The 17,130-nt window shown below is 51.5% G+C and carries 17 protein-coding genes; 9 read left to right on the top strand and 8 right to left on the bottom strand.

The genetic code is table 11. The features are described 5' to 3' along the window. Window positions 1–10 precede the first annotated feature (10 nt). Entirely contained in the window at window positions 11–946 is a 936-nt protein-coding gene (locus KVT28_RS08235) for an aromatic alcohol reductase (RefSeq protein ID WP_101761090.1), read from the bottom strand. 85 nt (window positions 947–1,031) lie between these two features. On the opposite strand from KVT28_RS08235, the gene KVT28_RS08240 reads away from it, so the two are divergent. Beyond that, on the top strand, window positions 1,032–1,433 hold the full coding sequence (locus KVT28_RS08240; protein ID WP_101761091.1) for a helix-turn-helix domain-containing protein: 402 nt from the start codon (window positions 1,032–1,034) through the stop codon (window positions 1,431–1,433). A 194-nt stretch (window positions 1,434–1,627) separates the two neighbouring features. Here KVT28_RS08240 and KVT28_RS08245 read toward each other — a convergent pair whose 3' ends face one another. Further along, window positions 1,628–2,068 carry a GNAT family N-acetyltransferase gene (locus KVT28_RS08245; RefSeq protein ID WP_101761092.1) on the bottom strand — a complete coding sequence of 147 codons (441 nt, stop codon included), beginning with the start codon at window positions 2,066–2,068 and terminating at the stop codon, window positions 1,628–1,630. 298 nt (window positions 2,069–2,366) lie between these two features. Between KVT28_RS08245 and KVT28_RS08250 the strand changes: the two genes are divergently transcribed. Beyond that, window positions 2,367–3,023 (top strand): hypothetical protein, encoded by a 657-nt coding sequence (locus KVT28_RS08250; protein WP_101761094.1) that lies wholly within the window; start codon window positions 2,367–2,369, stop codon window positions 3,021–3,023. A gap of 522 nt (window positions 3,024–3,545) precedes the next feature. Beyond that, a complete protein-coding gene (locus KVT28_RS08255) occupies window positions 3,546–4,241 on the top strand; it encodes a helix-turn-helix domain-containing protein (RefSeq protein WP_101761095.1) in 696 nt (231 codons plus the stop codon). Here the strand turns inward: KVT28_RS08255 and KVT28_RS08260 are convergent. Genes KVT28_RS08260 through KVT28_RS08280 form a run of 5 tightly spaced genes read right to left on the bottom strand, consistent with a single transcriptional unit; the run spans window position 4,218 to window position 9,054 of the window. Next, on the bottom strand, window positions 4,218–4,814 hold the full coding sequence (locus tag KVT28_RS08260) for a 2-dehydro-3-deoxyphosphogluconate aldolase (protein ID WP_101761096.1): 597 nt from the start codon (window positions 4,812–4,814) through the stop codon (window positions 4,218–4,220). The two genes, KVT28_RS08255 and KVT28_RS08260, sit on opposite strands and share 24 nt — an antisense overlap. After that, window positions 4,804–5,700 (bottom strand): 2-dehydro-3-deoxygalactonokinase, encoded by an 897-nt coding sequence (locus KVT28_RS08265; protein ID WP_101761097.1) that lies wholly within the window; start codon window positions 5,698–5,700, stop codon window positions 4,804–4,806. Before KVT28_RS08265 ends, KVT28_RS08260 begins: the two co-directional genes overlap by 11 nt. Further along, complete coding sequence (locus tag KVT28_RS08270) at window positions 5,697–6,593, bottom strand: dihydrodipicolinate synthase family protein (RefSeq protein ID WP_217547645.1); 897 nt, start codon at window positions 6,591–6,593, stop codon at window positions 5,697–5,699. The genes KVT28_RS08265 and KVT28_RS08270 overlap by 4 nt, the downstream gene beginning before the upstream one ends. Further along, window positions 6,587–7,750: a mandelate racemase/muconate lactonizing enzyme family protein gene (locus tag KVT28_RS08275; RefSeq protein ID WP_217547648.1), complete on the bottom strand. Its 1,164-nt coding sequence runs from the start codon at window positions 7,748–7,750 to the stop codon at window positions 6,587–6,589. The genes KVT28_RS08270 and KVT28_RS08275 overlap by 7 nt, the downstream gene beginning before the upstream one ends. A 17-nt stretch (window positions 7,751–7,767) precedes the next feature. After that, window positions 7,768–9,054: an MFS transporter gene (locus KVT28_RS08280; RefSeq protein WP_217548504.1), complete on the bottom strand. Its 1,287-nt coding sequence runs from the start codon at window positions 9,052–9,054 to the stop codon at window positions 7,768–7,770. Window positions 9,055–9,613: 559 nt separating this feature from the next. Here KVT28_RS08280 and KVT28_RS08285 point away from each other — a divergent pair. Next, complete coding sequence (locus KVT28_RS08285; RefSeq protein WP_368734925.1) at window positions 9,614–10,630, top strand: CitMHS family transporter; 1,017 nt, start codon at window positions 9,614–9,616, stop codon at window positions 10,628–10,630. Window positions 10,631–10,812: 182 nt separating this feature from the next. Here the strand turns inward: KVT28_RS08285 and KVT28_RS08290 are convergent, their stop codons facing one another. After that, window positions 10,813–11,250: a VOC family protein gene (locus tag KVT28_RS08290; RefSeq protein ID WP_217547650.1), complete on the bottom strand. Its 438-nt coding sequence runs from the start codon at window positions 11,248–11,250 to the stop codon at window positions 10,813–10,815. 797 nt (window positions 11,251–12,047) lie between these two features. On the opposite strand from KVT28_RS08290, the gene KVT28_RS08295 reads away from it, so the two are divergent. The 5 genes from KVT28_RS08295 to KVT28_RS08315 are packed head-to-tail and all read left to right on the top strand — an operon-like array spanning window position 12,048 to window position 17,075. Then, window positions 12,048–13,295 (top strand): extracellular solute-binding protein, encoded by a 1,248-nt coding sequence (locus KVT28_RS08295; RefSeq protein ID WP_137387206.1) that lies wholly within the window; start codon window positions 12,048–12,050, stop codon window positions 13,293–13,295. A 9-nt stretch (window positions 13,296–13,304) separates the two neighbouring features. Beyond that, window positions 13,305–14,213 (top strand): carbohydrate ABC transporter permease, encoded by a 909-nt coding sequence (locus tag KVT28_RS08300; RefSeq protein ID WP_064739811.1) that lies wholly within the window; start codon window positions 13,305–13,307, stop codon window positions 14,211–14,213. Continuing rightward, the gene (locus tag KVT28_RS08305; RefSeq protein WP_064739810.1) at window positions 14,203–15,042 is read left to right on the top strand and encodes a carbohydrate ABC transporter permease; all 840 of its coding nucleotides are present in this window, start codon (window positions 14,203–14,205) and stop codon (window positions 15,040–15,042) included. Before KVT28_RS08300 ends, KVT28_RS08305 begins: the two co-directional genes overlap by 11 nt. Continuing rightward, window positions 15,042–15,986: a carbohydrate kinase family protein gene (locus tag KVT28_RS08310; RefSeq protein WP_137387440.1), complete on the top strand. Its 945-nt coding sequence runs from the start codon at window positions 15,042–15,044 to the stop codon at window positions 15,984–15,986. The genes KVT28_RS08305 and KVT28_RS08310 overlap by 1 nt, the downstream gene beginning before the upstream one ends. A gap of 3 nt (window positions 15,987–15,989) precedes the next feature. Then, a complete protein-coding gene (locus KVT28_RS08315) occupies window positions 15,990–17,075 on the top strand; it encodes an ABC transporter ATP-binding protein (RefSeq protein WP_217547653.1) in 1,086 nt (361 codons plus the stop codon). Window positions 17,076–17,130 lie beyond the last annotated feature (55 nt).

Consider the following 17,130-nt stretch of genomic DNA (forward strand, 5'->3'; position numbering starts at 1 on the left):
TACCGGAGTGCTACATGCCGTGCTGTTTTGCCAGCCATTGACTGGCCGTTGTAGTTGAAATTCTCTGACGGTGATTGTAAGTATTGCGCTTACTCCAGGCTACGCCGTCTGGCCGTGCGAAAGCAATTCGGTAATTTGCACCAATATCTTGCGGATTGTGCTGCGCATCACCCTGAAGCTGTTGCCTGTCCAGTAATTTTCTGTTTAATTTGATGCCCCAGTAAGCACTCATTAAATCCGCAAGCTCGCTGTAAGTCAGCGTATCACCTGCAATATAGACAATCTCGTTTTTGAAAGTGGGCTGATGGAAGAAAATGTCCGCAGTCAGCTTGCCAATGTCTTCTGGTGTGGTTAGCGTTACCGCGTGCTTCCAGTCTCCTAGAGCACAGACGGTTTTACTTTGCGCGTCAATCACACCAAAACCGGGCTCAAACAAATAGCTGGTAAAAATGCCTGTGGATACGATGACCCACGATGTTGCGTTTTGCTGGCGTAAAAGGTGGCGAACTTCGAGCTGTTCATCCCAAACTTGTTGACCGCTGCCTTTACCCACTACGTCATAATCAACGCCAAATTGCCATGGGAAGTAGCGGGCTACAGCCGCTTTGAATACCGCCTGCGTAATTTTTATCTGTGTTCCTGGCCCGCCGACAAAACCACTGCAGTTGATGACGGCGTCGAAAGCAGCAAATAGTTCACTCAGTTCATCAATACTGTTTTCCTGCAGATCGCCCTCTACTACAGCGATTCCAAGTTTCGTCAGTTCATCCAGCCGTGCCTTGCGCGAGCCAGAAATGGCATAAGCGGCTTCGCTTCTGAGTAACACGCTAATTTTTACATCGGTATGTTCCTGCACTTTATTGCTCATCGCTCTCAATACCTGAATACCAAGCTCGCCTGCACCGAGTACTAAAACAGTATCTTTAGGTTTCTTTTCAGTATTCATTGTTGCTTCCTGTTGTATTAAAACGTCATCCTGACAGCTGACATGACCTGGTTCAATTAGGCACACGCATGATACCGGAGGTGATATGGAGTCTGAGCGGGAAGCACTGTTGCAATTTTCCAGGGAATTTTGTGAGGAATTAAGCAACGATGATGAGGGCCTAAAACGTGAGATCCTGGCTCATGCAGGTAATCGCTGGTCGCTAGGCGTGCTGCATATTCTTGGTACTAACGGACCTCTTCGTTACGGAGAGTTACGCCGCTACCTTACGAGTGTCACTCAAAGAATGCTGACGCGAACACTGCGACATCTGGAGCGGGACGGGCTTATATCTCGCTATGATTATGAGGAAAAGTTGCCCCGGGTGGTTTATGCAATTACAGATATGGGAAAAGAAATGCTTCTGCGGATGCTACCTTTATGGTCTTGGATTATTACATCCGCAAGCTATTTCCGGGAAACAAGAGCACAGTATGACGATGATTGAATCTTTTGGTGACAACATGGCAAAAAGAGACTTGAGGAATTTTTGCATGTTAAAACTCTCTTCAAGAAAGCTGCAACGTGATATTGCAGCCTACATTGAGAGCCGATAGGTCTGCTTCTCGCTCATAGTAGACCTTGCCACGCGAGCATGTCCGCTTTGTGCCAGAAGCGGGCATCGATTAAAATTGCTGTGAATTAAACGCCACGAGATTTCTCTAATTTGATGTCAGTGCCATTGAGATCTGTTTCATTACCCCAACCGAGCTGCATATAAAATTTCGCCGCTCGACTATTTTTATCGGTTTCCAACCAGGCAATCTCATGATGTTGGAATAACTCCTGCTCAGCTAGCCTAACAAGCCTGCGACCTATTCCTTTGCCTTCATATTCAGGCAGAACAAAGGCTGCAAATAGACAGCCTTCATCCGGCAAAATCATGGAGAAGCCAATAATTTTGTTATTTTCAGTCGCAACCCATGCGCAAAGACTTTTTTCAATCATATCGCCTACGACGCCTTCGGTAATACCCATCTGCCGCATCTCTTCACGACTCAGGTGATTCTCCATTACCGATGTTCTGACGTCGAACATACCCTCGATATCAGAGAGTTGAGCTGTTCTTACGTAGATACTCATTAGTCTAACTCCATGTATGACAAAATAATTTTCATAATAATGTCAAAATAAAATCAACGGAATATAAAGTTTAAGGTAGCTAATTATGTCCGCTGTTCGCTCATAGCGGATTTCCCGAGGTTGCAGCGACCTATGCGCAGCCGATACTTTGTCTAACTGCATGCGGATGAAGGGATTACCGTGGTGGTGCACAGTTAAATTTTCTTTCCGTGACGACTGTTCCTCAACCTCGCCTTTTGCTAGCCTATGCGGCTGGACTGCTTCCAGCCGCATTAGCGTTACCGGTTAAGGAGTTTCCATGTCGCCTTTCAACAAACACCGCCCCTTCATTTCCCTTTCTCGTCGTCAGCGTCGTAAAAAAGTCATCGAGCTTAAAAACCGTATCTATCGTGAACGTCAGCGTTGTGGCGGGTTGTTCTATGATGATTGCGATATTCAATACTACAAAGATAACCCTGACCATACTTGGGCATGGAGTGATATCTATTTTGTCGGCCGCGATCCCGCCGATCTCTGGAACGCTGAAATCATTACAGCTAAGTTGGCATTTCAAGATGCGGTACATGATCGCGCATTCAATGAAACCTGGGCGATGCTCAGTCAGCAGGAACAAGAAGAAGAGGCGCGATATGAAACAACTCCCAATGTGAATAGCAAAGGCAAAATCGTTAGCCGTACCTTTCTACACCGAGAAAAACAGGCTTATGCGATTTTTGGTGGGCTGACATTTTGGCAGTTTGTTGAGAAGCGTGAGCAGGAAATAGGACAAGATGAACAGCAGGATGTATGTTGTAGTTATCAATTTCTGCCGGGGTTCGCTTATGGGCATGGGCTACGGATGGTTGTTGATGCTGAGGCGCTTAGTGTGCCAGTTATTGAGGCTTCGATTGGAGATTTTTTGAAAAGAGTGAGTGATGTGCCTAGGGGACAGCGATTTATAAGTGGGAGGATTTAAGATGCGAGTGTCCATTAATTAGGGAATAGGAGGGAGTTAACCTTTATCACCCTCCCATATTATTATTTCCCAGTGGATTTACTAGGTTTTAATCCTGGAGTATTTCCGGGAGTATCTTTGTTGTCACGCCGACGCTGATCAGGCTTTCCTGTCGATTTAGCTATTGGTTTTGGACCAGGTTTAAGACCCATGATATTTATCCTTCTAATTTAAGAGGGGCTGCCCTCCTATTCGGTTTTATGGCATAGCTCAAAAAATAACAAGTGGATTAATACGTCACATGCCAGTTAAATTATTATTTTTGATCAGTGTCATTTTATGGCATGTAGCGGGCTTTCGAATGGAGCATTATTCACCATTTGCTATGCGGTTCTAACTAATATTGATGAGCCGGGGTTGTTAAGCTGGTTATCCCTCTTAATGCTTTCTTCTTACGTGCATCACAATCTCTTTCTGAATTCATATCACGCTGAAACAATAGGATTTATCATTTTCAAACCATAGTTATCAATGAGGCCATCTATGAATAGCACAGTATACGATGCTTTCCGCTGCCTGAACTTACTTGCGACAGCGACTCGTCCGCATGGAATTCGTGAAATGGGACGGGAGCTTGGACTGGATTCAGCTAAGGTTACGCGATTGATACAGACCTTGCTGACATTGGATATGGTACAGCGCGATGCCAACCGCAAATACAGTTTAGGTATCGGTATCCACCGCTTGTCGGCTCACGCGATTCACAATTCAGCATTTTACAATGCGGTAATGGACTTACTTGAAGAGAGCGGGAATCACGCCATCTCCATCGTGATCGGTGTTCTAAGTGGAAATAAGGTGGTCTATTTGATTCATACCCGCGGCGGAAAGAGTATTGCGCGTGCCATAGGCAATTATGAGTCCTATCCGGTCCATGATTCGGTGATCGGCATTAAGCTTCTATCAGCGATGAGCGACGAAGAGATTATCAGCCAGATTGGTATCCACGATTATCAACTGCTGAGAAATGATATTGACGAGTCGCGTCGGCATCAGGTGTTTGCCAAAAATTTTGGTGCGGGAGATTACCGTCTGGCATGTAATATTCCCGGCATGCAGGCAGCGATCGCACTATCGAATATCAGCAGTGAAAAAATGGATATTGAGAGCTTACGTTTGTACCTTACGTCGGCAGCGAAGAAAATTAGCGGAGAATCACTGCCGATGCTGCAGCAGTAACTCGCAACGAGCAGCTGTCTCAGACACGAGCTGCCCGGTTTTATATAGCGTAGAACCCAGTCCCACACTGTCGTAATAACGCAGGAACTCAGCTGCATTCTCCACCCCTACCCCGCCCACGGCTGAAAAGCTTACGGGCTGAGAGAGTGGACCTTTCACCAGTTGAGGGTAATTTTTCGGTAGCGAACAGGCCGGAAAAACTTTCATCACATCCACTCCCAGATCGATAGCAGTGAATATTTCACTCGGCGAAAACACCCCCGCGTACACTACAAGTCCATATAGTTTAGCCTGCGCAATCACAGCCGGGTTTAAATTAGGAGTCAGAATAAAATCCGCAGCGGCTGCAAAACTGCGCTGCACCTGATCTTCTGTGGTGACAGTTCCCACGCCAAGCTGGATATCATTCCCAAAGCGATGGCGGACTTGTCGCAGGCTGATTTCCCAGTTAGGTGAATTGGTAGTGATTTCTATACGATGAATGCCCTGCTCAACCAGGCAGGCAATATGCGGCACTGCGTCTTCTGGCGTTATCCCGCGGAGGATAGCGATGATTTGCTGATTATCCACCATAACTAAATACCCCATTTAATCCGGCAATGATTGCGTCTTCAGCAGCTAAGAGTTCATAACGACGATGCAAAACCTCACATGCCAACTGGTAATGTGGCAAAAGCATTTCACTACCAATAAAGCATACCGTTTTATTGCCGCCAGGGTGTCCGCATGCAACTTCGTATCCAATGAGCAATCCGGAAAGCCAGGAAGCGGCCTGTTCCTCAGCCAAAGCACCAAGAATATAACGGCCCCGGCAGCGAAACAGTTCCGTCACCAGTTCAACTTTATCATGCACCACTGATAGCGCGGTTTCGACACCCGCCTGAAAAGCGGCCGGTGAGTGAACTTGCTCCGGCAACCCTTTACCCACCACGGATTGATTGAGTAACAAATGATAAAGTTCGCCAGTCATCAAGGTCTGCATCTCAGTGACCTGCTGCTGCGAGCGTTCAACCCACAGCCATTTGCTGTGGGTGCCGACGGCGGCGAATGTGGAGGCATCAGAAAGCGTGAGCGCACCCGCCAGTTGCATCTCTTCACCACGGCAGATCTCATTCACTCGTTTATCGCAAATACCGGGCCGTATGGTCAGCGGATTTGGCAGGATACCCGGCAGTTCCAGGCCTTTACCCAGTAGTTGCGAAAAACTAAGTGGCATATTGAGGTAACCGGCGTCAGCAATACCGATATTGCTGCCAATCATGCCGCAGAGCAGCACGGGTATTTGTTCATCGTAAGCATCCTCTAGCCGATGCAGCTGCTGCTTTAAAATCTCAGGCAACGCTGAGCGCTGGCACTTGCCGACGCCGCAGCTGTCTTGCACAGATTTAATCACTACGCCATCGCGCACGCTGAGGGCGCGAAAGTTGCTGGTACCCCAATCCACCGCGATATAGTTCATGGACGTCCTCCTAACACGGCGAGAGGCAGGAAATCCGTGATCTCTTTCAATTCCCGACGCGTGGCGTCATCCAGACTTTTCGCCGGCTCACGTACATAATCGCTGGCAAAAATCCCTGCCTGATGCAGCACTGTTTTATGTATGGCTACCCCGATCCCCGGTTGCACTCCATAGCGCAGGAAAGGTAGATAGCGATAAAACAGCGCTTGCGCTTCCTGACGATCTTGCTGCCATGCCGCCAGGATGGCATTAATCACGTCCGGGAATTCGCAAGCAGGCATGGTGCCCGTTACACCACGGCATAACTCCTCAAAGAGGAAACCTGCGTTCAAGCCGCCAAACAGGCCTACGCTATCTCCAAGCGCCTGTTTTAACGCAGTGATTTTCAACGTCGTCGGCGGTTGTTCCACTTTGATATACCTGATGGCGGGAAAGTCCTGACACAAACGCACCAGCGTCGAAACGGGAATGTTAACGCCCGTCATCAGAGGTGCGTCCTGGATCATGATATCGATTTCGCAGGCCTGACATATGTCTCGCCAGAAGTGATAGATCTCCTCCGGACCGGGCTTAACCACCGAAGGCGGATTGACCATCGCCACCTGAGCTCCCCAGCGATGCACCCGGTTGATCTCTTCAATGGCAACAGCGGATGAAGCACCGCCAGCAGCAGCCACCAGCGGTAAATCCCCCACCAGCCTTTTGACGCAAAAGAACAGGATCTGCTTTTCATCCTGCGTTAAGGCGTAGCCTTCGGAAGCATTGCCAAACAATGCAAGACCATCAATGCCTTGTTGCAGCAGAAATTTCACCAGACGTTCAATGGATGCCAAATCCAGCTGGCCCTGCTCATCAAATGCCGTGGCGAGAATGGGTATGTTACCTTTTAACATGCAGCCTCCATCATCACGTCGCGCACGCGATCTTCATCAATTTCAATGCCTAACCCTGCGCCCTGCGGCAGGTGATACTCACCGCGTTCGCAAATCAGTGGCTGCTTGAGCAGTTGATTAGCGATGGCAAAAACTGGCGGCTGATATTCGAGCATAAACAGGTTGGGTATGGCGGCGGCAACATGGATCGATGCGGCGATGCAAGGACCTAGACCCACGCTTAAATGCGGTGCCACACGTAAATTCCATGTTTCGGCCAGCGACGCGATATGCATCAGCTCGCTAATGCCGGTTCTGCCGACATCGGGCTGAAGGATATCTGCAGCGCGCTGTTCAATCACTGCTTTGAATTGATAACGCGTACGCTCGGTTTCACCTAACGCAATGCTGACCGCACTTTTGGCACGTAATTCGCGATGGCCAGCGATATCTTCTGGCAGCAGTGGTGCTTCGAGAAAGCCGACGCCCAGCGCGTGCAGTTGCGCTGCTAAATCAGTAGCGTCTGCCACACCGTAATTCCAGTGCGCATCAATGAAGACTTGCGCCTCATCGCCGAGCGTTTCACGAATGGCTCGAATATTTTTAATGTCTTCTCGCACGCCGTAGCCCAGAGCTAACTTAACGGCATTAAAGCCTTTCTCCTTCCATTGCCTGGCGAGGCGGCTGCGGCTTTCAATATCAGGCTCAGGTAAACCCGAGACATAGCAAGGGATCACATCGCGAAAGGCACCGCCGAGTAGTTGATGGACCGGGAGACCAAGAATTTTGCCCTTGAGATCCCACAATGCGATATCCACACCTGCAATAGCGTCGATATGATAACCACCGGTATGTCCACGATCGCGCATGGAGTCATACATTTTTGAGTTGAGCACGCTGCTTGAGAATGGTGATTCCCCTATCAACAATGGCGCGAATAGCTGCTTAATCAGTTCTGCGATCACCTGAGGCACCACCGGCGCCAGGGCTTCTCCCCACCCTATATGCCCTTCGCTACTGGTAATTTTCACCAGGCAGGTTTCCATCTTGCGTGAGTAGACGCAGCGGTATTCTGAACGATAGTAATAATCCGGACCGGTTCCGTCCGGCTTACCGCCGAGGTAGGCATGTTCCGGGGTGATTTTGAGTGGGAAACACTCCACTTTCGTTATGTGCATAAAGGCTCCAGTTTCCATTAATCCAACACTTTTCCGGCAGTTTCTTTTGCAAACCACACTGCAATGAATGAAATTAGTGCGGTGATCATCACGTACCAGGCGGGTGACAGCGGATCTCCCGTTAAGGAGATCAGGCTGGCGGATGCCAGGGGTGTTACACCGCCAAACACCGCCACAGTCAGGTTGTAGGACATCGCGATGCCGCCATAGCGAATCGCTGTGGGGAACAGTTCGACCATTGCTGCGCCACAGCCACCGTTAAACAACGCAACACACACACCCAATACACTCATTGCCGCGATAGAGCTGCCCACCGATCCCTGTGTCATTAGCAGCATGGCGGGATAGGTCAACAGGATGAAACCAGCGCATGCCACCAGCATCAGCGGCCGTCGTCCCCATCTATCAGACAAGTAGCCCGTGATTGGCATGGAAATAGCGACGCTCAGTAAGCCCAGCGTGGTGATGAGATAAGAATCAGTACGGCTGTAGTGCAGATGCGTAGACAAATAGCCGGGCATAAAGGATTGCAGCACCCAGCTGCTGACCGCTTTGATCACGACGAAACCGGTACAAAACAGCAACGCCGACAATGAGGTTTTCAAGGCAGTGCGCAGTGGCGATTTTTCGATTTTGCCGGTGGCTTTTAACTTGTGAAATTCAGCCGAATCTTCCATGTTGCGGCGCATATATAACCCACCCAATCCGAGCGGTGCTGCGAGCAGGAAAGGAATGCGCCATCCCCAGTCATTCATTGCCGTCTCACCCAACCAATAGGTCAACAGCAGCACCAGTCCAGAGCCGCAAACAAACGCCATGAAACTGAAGTTCTCACTCCAGCAGGTAAGCGTGGCGCGACGATGCGGCTCAGCGCTTTCTGCCAGATAGGTAATTACGCCGGAACTCTCACCACCCGCGGCGAATCCTTGTACTAATCGAGTCATCACCAACAGCACCGGTGCGACAATTCCCACCTGATGCCAGGTCGGCAGAATGCCCATCACAAATGTAGATATTGAGGTGATGACAATTACCGTCACCAACACTTTGCGCCGTCCCAGACGATCGCCCATGGAACCGAAAAAGAAGCCGCCCAGCGGACGCATTAAAAAGCCGGATCCAAATACAGCAAAAGATTTCAGAAGTGCGGTAGCAGGGTCAGAACTGACAAAGAAGTTACTGGCAATAATCGCCGCCAGGGTCCCATATAAGCCAAAATCGAACCACTCGATAAAATGACCAATCCCGGCTGCCATCATGATTTTGGCAGTACGCTTTGGCGGATTATTGGTTTTTGTCGCCATGTACTCACCGCCATACTGACGGGTTGAATTCTCCATACGACCTCCAGAGGGTAAATGTCGCGCCATAGGAAGGCGCGTCATGTCTTGGAAGTTAGCGTATGAATTTTGATGAGATATTGCGCCGGCGATGAGAGATAGCGTGAAGCCAATCAAAGAACAAATCCGGCAGTTGCTTCACATAGTGAAGCAGAGAAGAGATCCCTTTCAAAGCGCTTAATGTAAGCCGGGTTTATAGTTATCAGACCAAGCCATTACGTATAATCCCAAAGCTTTGCCTATGCTGCCGGCGGTTTTATTCAATGCGTATATTTCATGTCAGTCCACCAAAAAACCGAATCGAAACATATGGTGTCAGCACATATCTCCTCGTCATTGAAACAGCGCTAAACGAGCTATCCTTCCATAAGGAGGAACAACCTATGTGCGGAAGATTCACACAGTTCCAGAACAGAGATACCTATTTTGATGCCCTTAGTGTAGCTGATGGTGACTACATCCATGATCCTGAACCTATCGGGACGCCGGGCTTTTTGATCCTTTTATCCGTCTCATTGTTCGTATTGTAAAAGGCGATCCGCTTAAAGTGATGATCGGCACTGCTATCCTTGGTATCAGCGTGGCGCTCGACGGCGATGGTGCCACCACCTATCTCATCTGTACGGCAGCACTTCTTCCACTGTATCGTCGGCTGGGAATAAAGCTTCAGTACATGGCCACCGTACTGCTGCTTTCAATCGGCGTAATGAACATGCTCCCGTGGGGAGGACCAACAGCGCGCGCTGCCAGCGCCATGAAGGTAGACGTTGGAGAGCTCTTTATGCTGCTTCTGCCCATTATGATCTGTGGCCTTGCCTGGGTAGTGCTGGTTGCCGTTATTTTTGGACTGCGCGAACGTCGCCGGCTTGGGGTGATTAAAATCGATCTGAGTGAAGAGACCGGGCAGCTTACATCTGTAACTAATTATCGTTATCTCTTTAATTCAGCGCTGACCATTGCCCTACTGGTTATGTTAATTCTGGGCATACTTCCTATGGCAACACTGTTTATGATCGCCTTTGCAGTGGCGATGCTAGTGAATTTCCCTAACCTGAAGCATCAGAAGGAGCTCCTTGCCAAACATGCAGAGAACGTGCTTGCCATTGTTTCTCTCATTTTTGCAGCAGGTATTTTTACCGGCATCCTGTCCGGAACAGGTATGGTAGATGCCATGTCTAACAGTCTTGTAAATTCACTGCCAGCCTCAGCCGGCCCCTGGCTCGGCATCCTCACGGCGCTGATCAGCATGCCGTTCACCTTCTTCATGACAAACGATGCGTTCTATTTTGGCGTTTTACCCATTCTTGCGCAGACAGCGACAAGCTACGGAATCTCGCCTATGCAGATGGCCGTTGCTTCATTGATTGGACAACCTGTTCATCTGCTCAGCCCGCTTGTTGCGTCAACTTACCTTCTTGTCGGCATTCTTAATCTGGATTACGGGCTGAATCAGCGCGCAAGCCTTAAATGGGCGGTGGGGACAGTATTGTGCATGCTGTCAGGCGCCATCGTGCTTGGCACATTACCGTTACACAACTGATCTATACACGTTAATTAATTCGCTGTGATTTAACGCTGCCCTTATTATTTATAAGGGCAGCGTTAATGTACGCTTTTCGCTAAAACCAGACATTGGGCTCGCGTCGTCCGCTCTTTTCACTAAGCGGGCTTTGCAAACATCACGGTTTTAATTAAAGGATAACAGCTAATAATATGTGGGTCTCATTGGCTGCGTTCCATTAATTCAAGCGTCTGACCATCAGGACTTTGTAAATATATTACTCTGGTACCCTGCATGGGTCCTGACGGCACTGTTTGAGGTTTACCCGGCGTCTTCCAACCGTAGTCCGATACTTTGCCTAAGAGCCTATCAAGATCCTCAACCATAAAAGCAAGGTGAGCGTAGCCTGGGATATAGGGCGCTGAAGGTTCTTCTGGCTGCTCAATGTTATTGTATTGGAGTAATTCAATTCGGATATCAGCCAGTTCAAGCAAAGCCATCCGTACATCAGCTCCCCTTGCACCTGTAACCTCATCGATTATAGGCCCAGACATTTTTCCTTCACGTAATAATTTACCGCCAAGAATCTGAGTCCAGAATAATAATGAGTCTTCAATATTTTTAACTGAAAAACCAACGTGATTGACACTTAAGATCATGTGATTACCTACTGAGTTTTGAAATTCCATCAGCCAACTATATAAAAAGAATGCTTTATTTCTACACCATAAATGCGCGAACGTTTTACAAGCCTGCATCCTATCGATAAATTGCGAATATCCTCTTTTCGCTCAAAGCGGTCTCTAATTTCCAATCGCGCAAAGGGGCTGCAGCGATTCAGTGAAGCACTTTTATGTTGAAAGAGAGCATACGGTAGGAACATTTGAGGATAAGCAGAATGCTACTGGAAAAGCTCAGGTTGCTTTAAGTTCGGAGGAAGGACAGTGAACTCTGGTTTTTCATCAGGGAACGCCAGCAGCAGATGGTGCTTAGTTTCAAGATGCGATGTTATGTTTGATGTGACAGAACTACCTAAGCCGTCATCATTTTGACGTCCGCTTTTGGCTGTATTATGAGCTGAAAATCTCATCCTAACCAGCTACTGATAACGGCATTTCGCCGTTAAGAGATGCGCTTTCATGCAGCAAGCCCCAACGCAACTGCACCTAAACAATGCATTCGGCAAAAAGCTGATCGGCACTTTTCACAACTGTCCTCCTTTTTAAAACCACATGAATATCTATGATCGGCCACACATTTTACAATCTGTTTACCTGACAGCGGCGAAAATCTGTGCAAAGTAGTGTCCAGCGGCAAACGAGATTTATGCCCTGGCACGTCAATTGCTTTAGCTAACCGATGTCAGCCGCAGCAACCTGACAACCTGTGCGCGTTATTAAATCCATCAAATTGATTTAATAAAACACCCTCTTTTTGCATCAAGGCGGAAAACACCATGAAAATCCGATTCAACCCAGTCATAAAAGGATGTTTTGCAGCGGTTCTGTTAGCCAGCGTAGGCAGCGCGGCAGCGGCAACCACGTTGAATGCATTGTTTATGACGCAGGCGGCGTATAGCGAAAATGATATCCGCGCCATGACGCAGGCGTTTCAGAAAACGCACCCAGACGTGCAGGTTAATCTTGAGTTTGTGCCGTATGAAGCGCTGCATGACAAAATTGTTGCGGCGCGTGGCGCGGGCGGTAACGGCTACGATGTGGTGCTGTTCGATGCCATCTGGCCGGCAGAATTCACTAAGTTCGATCTGTTGCAGGACGTCAGCAGCCGCATCAGCGCTGATGAAAAAGGCCAGATTTTCTCCGGCGCAATGAACACCGTTGAGTTCAAAGGCAAAACCCTCGGCATGCCGTGGATCCTCGATACCAAATATCTCTATTACAACAAAGCGATGCTGGAAAAAGCCGGTATCACCACCCCGCCGCAAACCTGGCAGCAGGTGATGGATGATGCGCGCATCATCAAGCAGAAAAACATCGTGAAATATCCGCTGGTGTGGAGCTGGTCGCAGGCGGAAGCGCTGGTGTGCGATTACACCACGCTGGTATCAGGTTTCGGTGGCAAGTTCTATAACAACGACAAACTCGATTTCTCCTCCCCGGCCTCGCTGCAAGCGGTGAAGCTGATGAAAAGCTCGCTGGATGAAGGCTTGAGCAATCCGGCTTCACGCGAATATCTGGAAGAGGATGTGCGTAAAGCCTTCTCCAATGGCGATGCAGCTTTCGCGCTCAACTGGACCTACATGTACAACATGGCCAACGATCCTAAACAAAGTAAGGTCGCCGGCCAGGTGGGCATCGTTCCCGCGCCAGGCGATGCGCCGGGCAAATTCGGTGCGGTAAACGGTTCGATGGGCCTTGGCATCACTAAAGGCAGCACGCATGCGGATCAGGCATGGCAATACATTCGCTACATGACTTCACAGCCGGTACAGAACCAATACGCCACGCTGAGTCTGCCGATCTGGAAAAGCTCGTATCAGGATCCGGCGGTGCTGAAAAACCAGGAAAGCCTGATCGCGGCGGCGGATAAATCGCTTAACGTGATGCTGTCGCGTCCGGAAACGGCTGACTATTCGCGTCTCTCCAACACGCTGCAGCAGCAGTTGCAGCAGGTGCTGGTGGGCAGCGCAACGCCAGATGCCGCGCTGCAAGCGGTAGATAAGAGTGCGGCGCGTCTGCGCTAAGGGGCAACAATGCTGAGTTTGCGTCAACGCGAACAACGGCAGGCATGGGTGCTGCTGGCACCCATGTTGTTGGTGATGCTATTGCTCACCGCATGGCCGCTGTTACGCACCATCTGGCTGAGTTTCACCGATGCCGCCCTGATCGGCAGCGGTGAAGCGCCGGGCTGGATTGGCTTTGAAAATTATCTGTTCGCCATCACCGATGCGGATTTCCGCAGTTCGCTATGGCGCACGCTCTATTTCACCGTGGTGTCGGTGGCGATTGAAGGCGTGATCGGCGTGCTGGTAGCGCTGTTGCTGAACCAGAAATTCGCCGGTCGCAACGTGCTGCGCGTGCTGGTGATTCTGCCGTGGGCGCTGCCGACCATCGTTAACGCCATGATGTGGCGTCTGAATTTCAACCCGGATTACGGCAGCATCAACGCCCTGCTGACGCAGTTAGGGATCATTGATGGCTATCGCAGCTGGCTGGGTTCGCCGGATTCGGCGCTCAACGCGGTGATGTTCGCCGATATCTGGAAAAACTATCCGCTGGTGACCTTACTGGTGCTGGCGGCGCTGCAATCGATCCCCGACGATCTGTTCGAAGCCGCACGGCTGGATGGCGCATCGGCGTGGCGGCGTTTTCGTGCTATCACCTTCCCGGCGATTGTTGGCCCGCTCAGCGTGGCGCTGGTGCTGCGCACCATCGACGCCTTCAAAATTTTCGACATCATCTACGTAATGACGCGCGGCGGTCCGGTCGATAGCACCAAAACCCTGAGTTTTTACGTGTATCAGGAGTCGTTTAGCTACCTGCGTGCTGGCAGCGGCGCGGCCTACGCGATGTTGATGACCTTGCTGTGCGCGGTGCTGATCACGCTTTACATGTTGTTACTGTGGCGCCAGCGCCGCAAAGGAAGCGCTCATGAAGGTTAAATTGCGCCATGTCGGTAAATACGCCGCCGCGCTGCTGGTGGCGTTCTCAGTGTTAGCGCCGATGGGCTGGCTGTTTTTGATGAGCGTCAGCGCCGCCAGCGATCTCACCCGCGTACCGCTGGAGTGGCTGCCGCGCCAGTGGGATTTCACCCGCTACGGCAAGCTGCTGTCGCTGGAGCCGGGCCAGCCGGGCGTACTGTTTCTGCATGCACTCGGCAACAGCCTTTTAGTGGCCACCGGCGCGACAATCATCTGCTTACTGCTGGCCATTCCGGCAGCGTTCAGCTTCTCGCGCTACCGCGGGCGCGACGGCTGGCTGTTTGCCTCGCTTGCCATCTATATGGTGCCGCCGGTGGCATTCGTGTTGCCGCTCTACTTCCTGTTGCAGCAGTTCGATCTGCTCAACACGCGGCCCGGATTGATCATTGTTTACTGCTCGCTGATTCTGCCGTTCCTTACCTGGATGCTGAAAAACCAGTTCGATACGCTGCCGCAGGATATTGAGCAGGCGGCGCGGCTCGACGGCCTGCGCGTCTGGCAAGTGCTGTTACGCATTACGCTGCCGCTGGCGAAGCCGGTGTTGGGGGCCGCCGCACTGTTTGGCTGGCTGCTGGCGTGGGACGAATTTTTCTATGCGCTGCTGTTTACCAGCAATATCGCCGCACAAACCTTACCGGTCACCATTGCCGGATTTACCGCCGGACGCGCCACCGATGATGGCTTGATCGCTGCCGTCGGCATTCTGGCGTCGGTGCCACCGCTGTTTATTGCCATCTGGCTGCAGAAGACGCTGGTTAGCGGCCTTGCCAGTGGCGGGAGCAAAGGATGATGGAGCAGAAACTCACCGCCACGCTGTATGTGGTGGGCAACATTAATGTCGATTTGATCATGGGCACGCTGGATAACTGGCCGCAGCGCGGTACTGAAGTGATGCTGAATCACAGCGAACTGCGTCCTGGCGGTTCGGCGGGCAACTGCGCGCTGGCGCTGGAAGCGATGCAGGTGCGCCATCGCGCGGTCGCCAATCAGGGCAATGATGGCCTGAGCGCCTGGCTGGCAAGTCATTTTCCGCACAGCGCTGCGCACTGGACGCGCTACAGCTGCGAAACCTCGCTTACCGTTGGCGTGACGCATTCGGATCACGAACGCTCTTTCCTGAGTAATCTCGGCCATATTGTGCAACTCACCGCGCAGGATGTGCTGGATCAACTGCCGGCTACCGCATCTGACGGCGATATCGTGCTGCTGTGCGGCACCTTTTTGTGTCTGCATCTGTATGACGATTATCCTGCGCTCCTCGCCGAGTTACAGCAGCGCGGCTTTGTCACCGCCGTCGATACCGGCTGGCCGCCGCAGGGCTGGACAAACGAAGTCCGTCAGCAGGTCACGCATTGGCTGCCGCTGTGCGACTGGCTGTTGCTCAATGAAGTGGAAACGCTGGGATTGGCGGCGTCAGACGACTTGCCCGCCAGCGCGCAAATGCTGGCGCAACAGCTGAGCGGACGCGGCGGCTGCGTGGTGAAATGTGGCCCGAAGGGCGCGCGCTGCTGGCAGGTAGATCATTCAGTGAGTCAGCCTGCGCGTCCGGTCACGGTGGTGGATACCATCGGCGCGGGCGACAGTTTCAACGCCGGATTTCTCACCGCCCTGCTGCATCAGCAAGATCTCACCACGGCTTTGCAATGGGGGATTTCGGTGGCGTCACTGGCTATCAGCACCTTGCCGCGTCGTTACCCCGACTGGCATCAACTGCAACTTTCCCAGGAGTTTTAAATTATGGCCAGTGTTGAACTCGTAAAAGTGGCCAAACGCTACGCAAAACAGTCGGTGCTGCATCCGCTCGATCTCACCATTCCTGACGGCAGTTTTACCGTGCTGGTTGGCCCATCCGGCTGCGGAAAATCGACGCTGTTGCGCTTGCTGGCCGGGTTGGAGAGCTTGTCGGATGGCGCGATCCTGATGGACAAAGTGCAAATCAACGACCGCGATCCAGCCGATCGCGATATCGCCATGGTGTTTCAGAGCTATGCGCTCTATCCGCACTTAACCGTGGCGGAGAATCTGGCGTTCCACATGCAGGTGAAGAAGGTGAAGCGCGAGGAGCAGCACACTAAAATTGCGCGTATCGCCGGAATTCTTGGCATCGATAAGCTGCTGCAACGCTATCCGCGTGCACTGTCAGGCGGACAGCGTCAACGCGTGGCGATGGGCCGCGCGATGGTGCGAAATCCCAAAGTGTTCCTGTTCGATGAGCCGCTGTCGAACCTCGATGCGCAGCTGCGTATGGAGCTACGCGCCGAGATCAAATCGCTGCATCAGCGTTTCAAAACCACCATGGTTTATGTGACGCACGATCAGGTTGAGGCGATGACGCTGGCCGACCAAATTGTGGTGATGAAGGATGGCCGCATCGTGCAGCAAGGCGCGCCGCTGGCGATTTACGACCGTCCGGCGGATACCTTTGTCGCACGCTTTATCGGCTCACCGCCGATGAACCTGTTACCGGCACAGCTGATTGCCCGCGATGGCGTGCCCGGCGTGCAGTGCCAGGATCTGTGGCAGCCGTTGCCCGCGCGTTGGCAAGCGGCAGCGCGCGAACGTGCTGGCGCAGTCGTGACGCTCGGGGTGCGCCCGCACGATCTGCTGGAAGCCAGCAGCAACGCCGCAGCATTGGTGAAAGTGGTGGAGATCACCGGCGAATCCACATTGTTGCATCTCGAATGGCACGGTCAGCCGTTGCATATGCAGATTGCCGGTCGCCACACGGCGGTGAGCGGCGAGAGCATTATGCTCGGCTTCAACCCCGAGAAGATTCATCTGTTTGATGCGGAGACGGGGCTGAGGTTGGCTGAGTCGCTCTAGGTTGGTGCTCAGGCCAGAAAAGGCCAACCCGTTGAGATGAACATCGCTGTTGATG

This window comes from Pantoea sp. GbtcB22 (assembly GCF_019091025.1).
Classification (GTDB): Bacteria; Pseudomonadota; Gammaproteobacteria; order Enterobacterales; family Enterobacteriaceae; genus Pantoea; species Pantoea leporis.

What these genes read in the sequence shown, in the direction of transcription:
- KVT28_RS08235 (WP_101761090.1), bottom strand. Translation starts at nt 946, where the DNA reads ATGAATACTGAAAAGAAACCTAAAGATACTGTTTTAGTACTCGGTGCA.
- KVT28_RS08240 (WP_101761091.1), top strand. Translation starts at nt 1,032, where the DNA reads ATGGAGTCTGAGCGGGAAGCACTGTTGCAATTTTCCAGGGAATTTTGT.
- KVT28_RS08245 (WP_101761092.1), bottom strand. Translation starts at nt 2,068, where the DNA reads ATGAGTATCTACGTAAGAACAGCTCAACTCTCTGATATCGAGGGTATG.
- KVT28_RS08250 (WP_101761094.1), top strand. Translation starts at nt 2,367, where the DNA reads ATGTCGCCTTTCAACAAACACCGCCCCTTCATTTCCCTTTCTCGTCGT.
- KVT28_RS08255 (WP_101761095.1), top strand. Translation starts at nt 3,546, where the DNA reads ATGAATAGCACAGTATACGATGCTTTCCGCTGCCTGAACTTACTTGCG.
- KVT28_RS08260 (WP_101761096.1), bottom strand. Translation starts at nt 4,814, where the DNA reads ATGGTGGATAATCAGCAAATCATCGCTATCCTCCGCGGGATAACGCCA.
- KVT28_RS08265 (WP_101761097.1), bottom strand. Translation starts at nt 5,700, where the DNA reads ATGAACTATATCGCGGTGGATTGGGGTACCAGCAACTTTCGCGCCCTC.
- KVT28_RS08270 (WP_217547645.1), bottom strand. Translation starts at nt 6,593, where the DNA reads ATGTTAAAAGGTAACATACCCATTCTCGCCACGGCATTTGATGAGCAG.
- KVT28_RS08275 (WP_217547648.1), bottom strand. Translation starts at nt 7,750, where the DNA reads ATGCACATAACGAAAGTGGAGTGTTTCCCACTCAAAATCACCCCGGAA.
- KVT28_RS08280 (WP_217548504.1), bottom strand. Translation starts at nt 9,054, where the DNA reads ATGGCGACAAAAACCAATAATCCGCCAAAGCGTACTGCCAAAATCATG.
- KVT28_RS08290 (WP_217547650.1), bottom strand. Translation starts at nt 11,250, where the DNA reads ATGATCTTAAGTGTCAATCACGTTGGTTTTTCAGTTAAAAATATTGAA.
- KVT28_RS08295 (WP_137387206.1), top strand. Translation starts at nt 12,048, where the DNA reads ATGAAAATCCGATTCAACCCAGTCATAAAAGGATGTTTTGCAGCGGTT.
- KVT28_RS08300 (WP_064739811.1), top strand. Translation starts at nt 13,305, where the DNA reads ATGCTGAGTTTGCGTCAACGCGAACAACGGCAGGCATGGGTGCTGCTG.
- KVT28_RS08305 (WP_064739810.1), top strand. Translation starts at nt 14,203, where the DNA reads ATGAAGGTTAAATTGCGCCATGTCGGTAAATACGCCGCCGCGCTGCTG.
- KVT28_RS08310 (WP_137387440.1), top strand. Translation starts at nt 15,042, where the DNA reads ATGGAGCAGAAACTCACCGCCACGCTGTATGTGGTGGGCAACATTAAT.
- KVT28_RS08315 (WP_217547653.1), top strand. Translation starts at nt 15,990, where the DNA reads ATGGCCAGTGTTGAACTCGTAAAAGTGGCCAAACGCTACGCAAAACAG.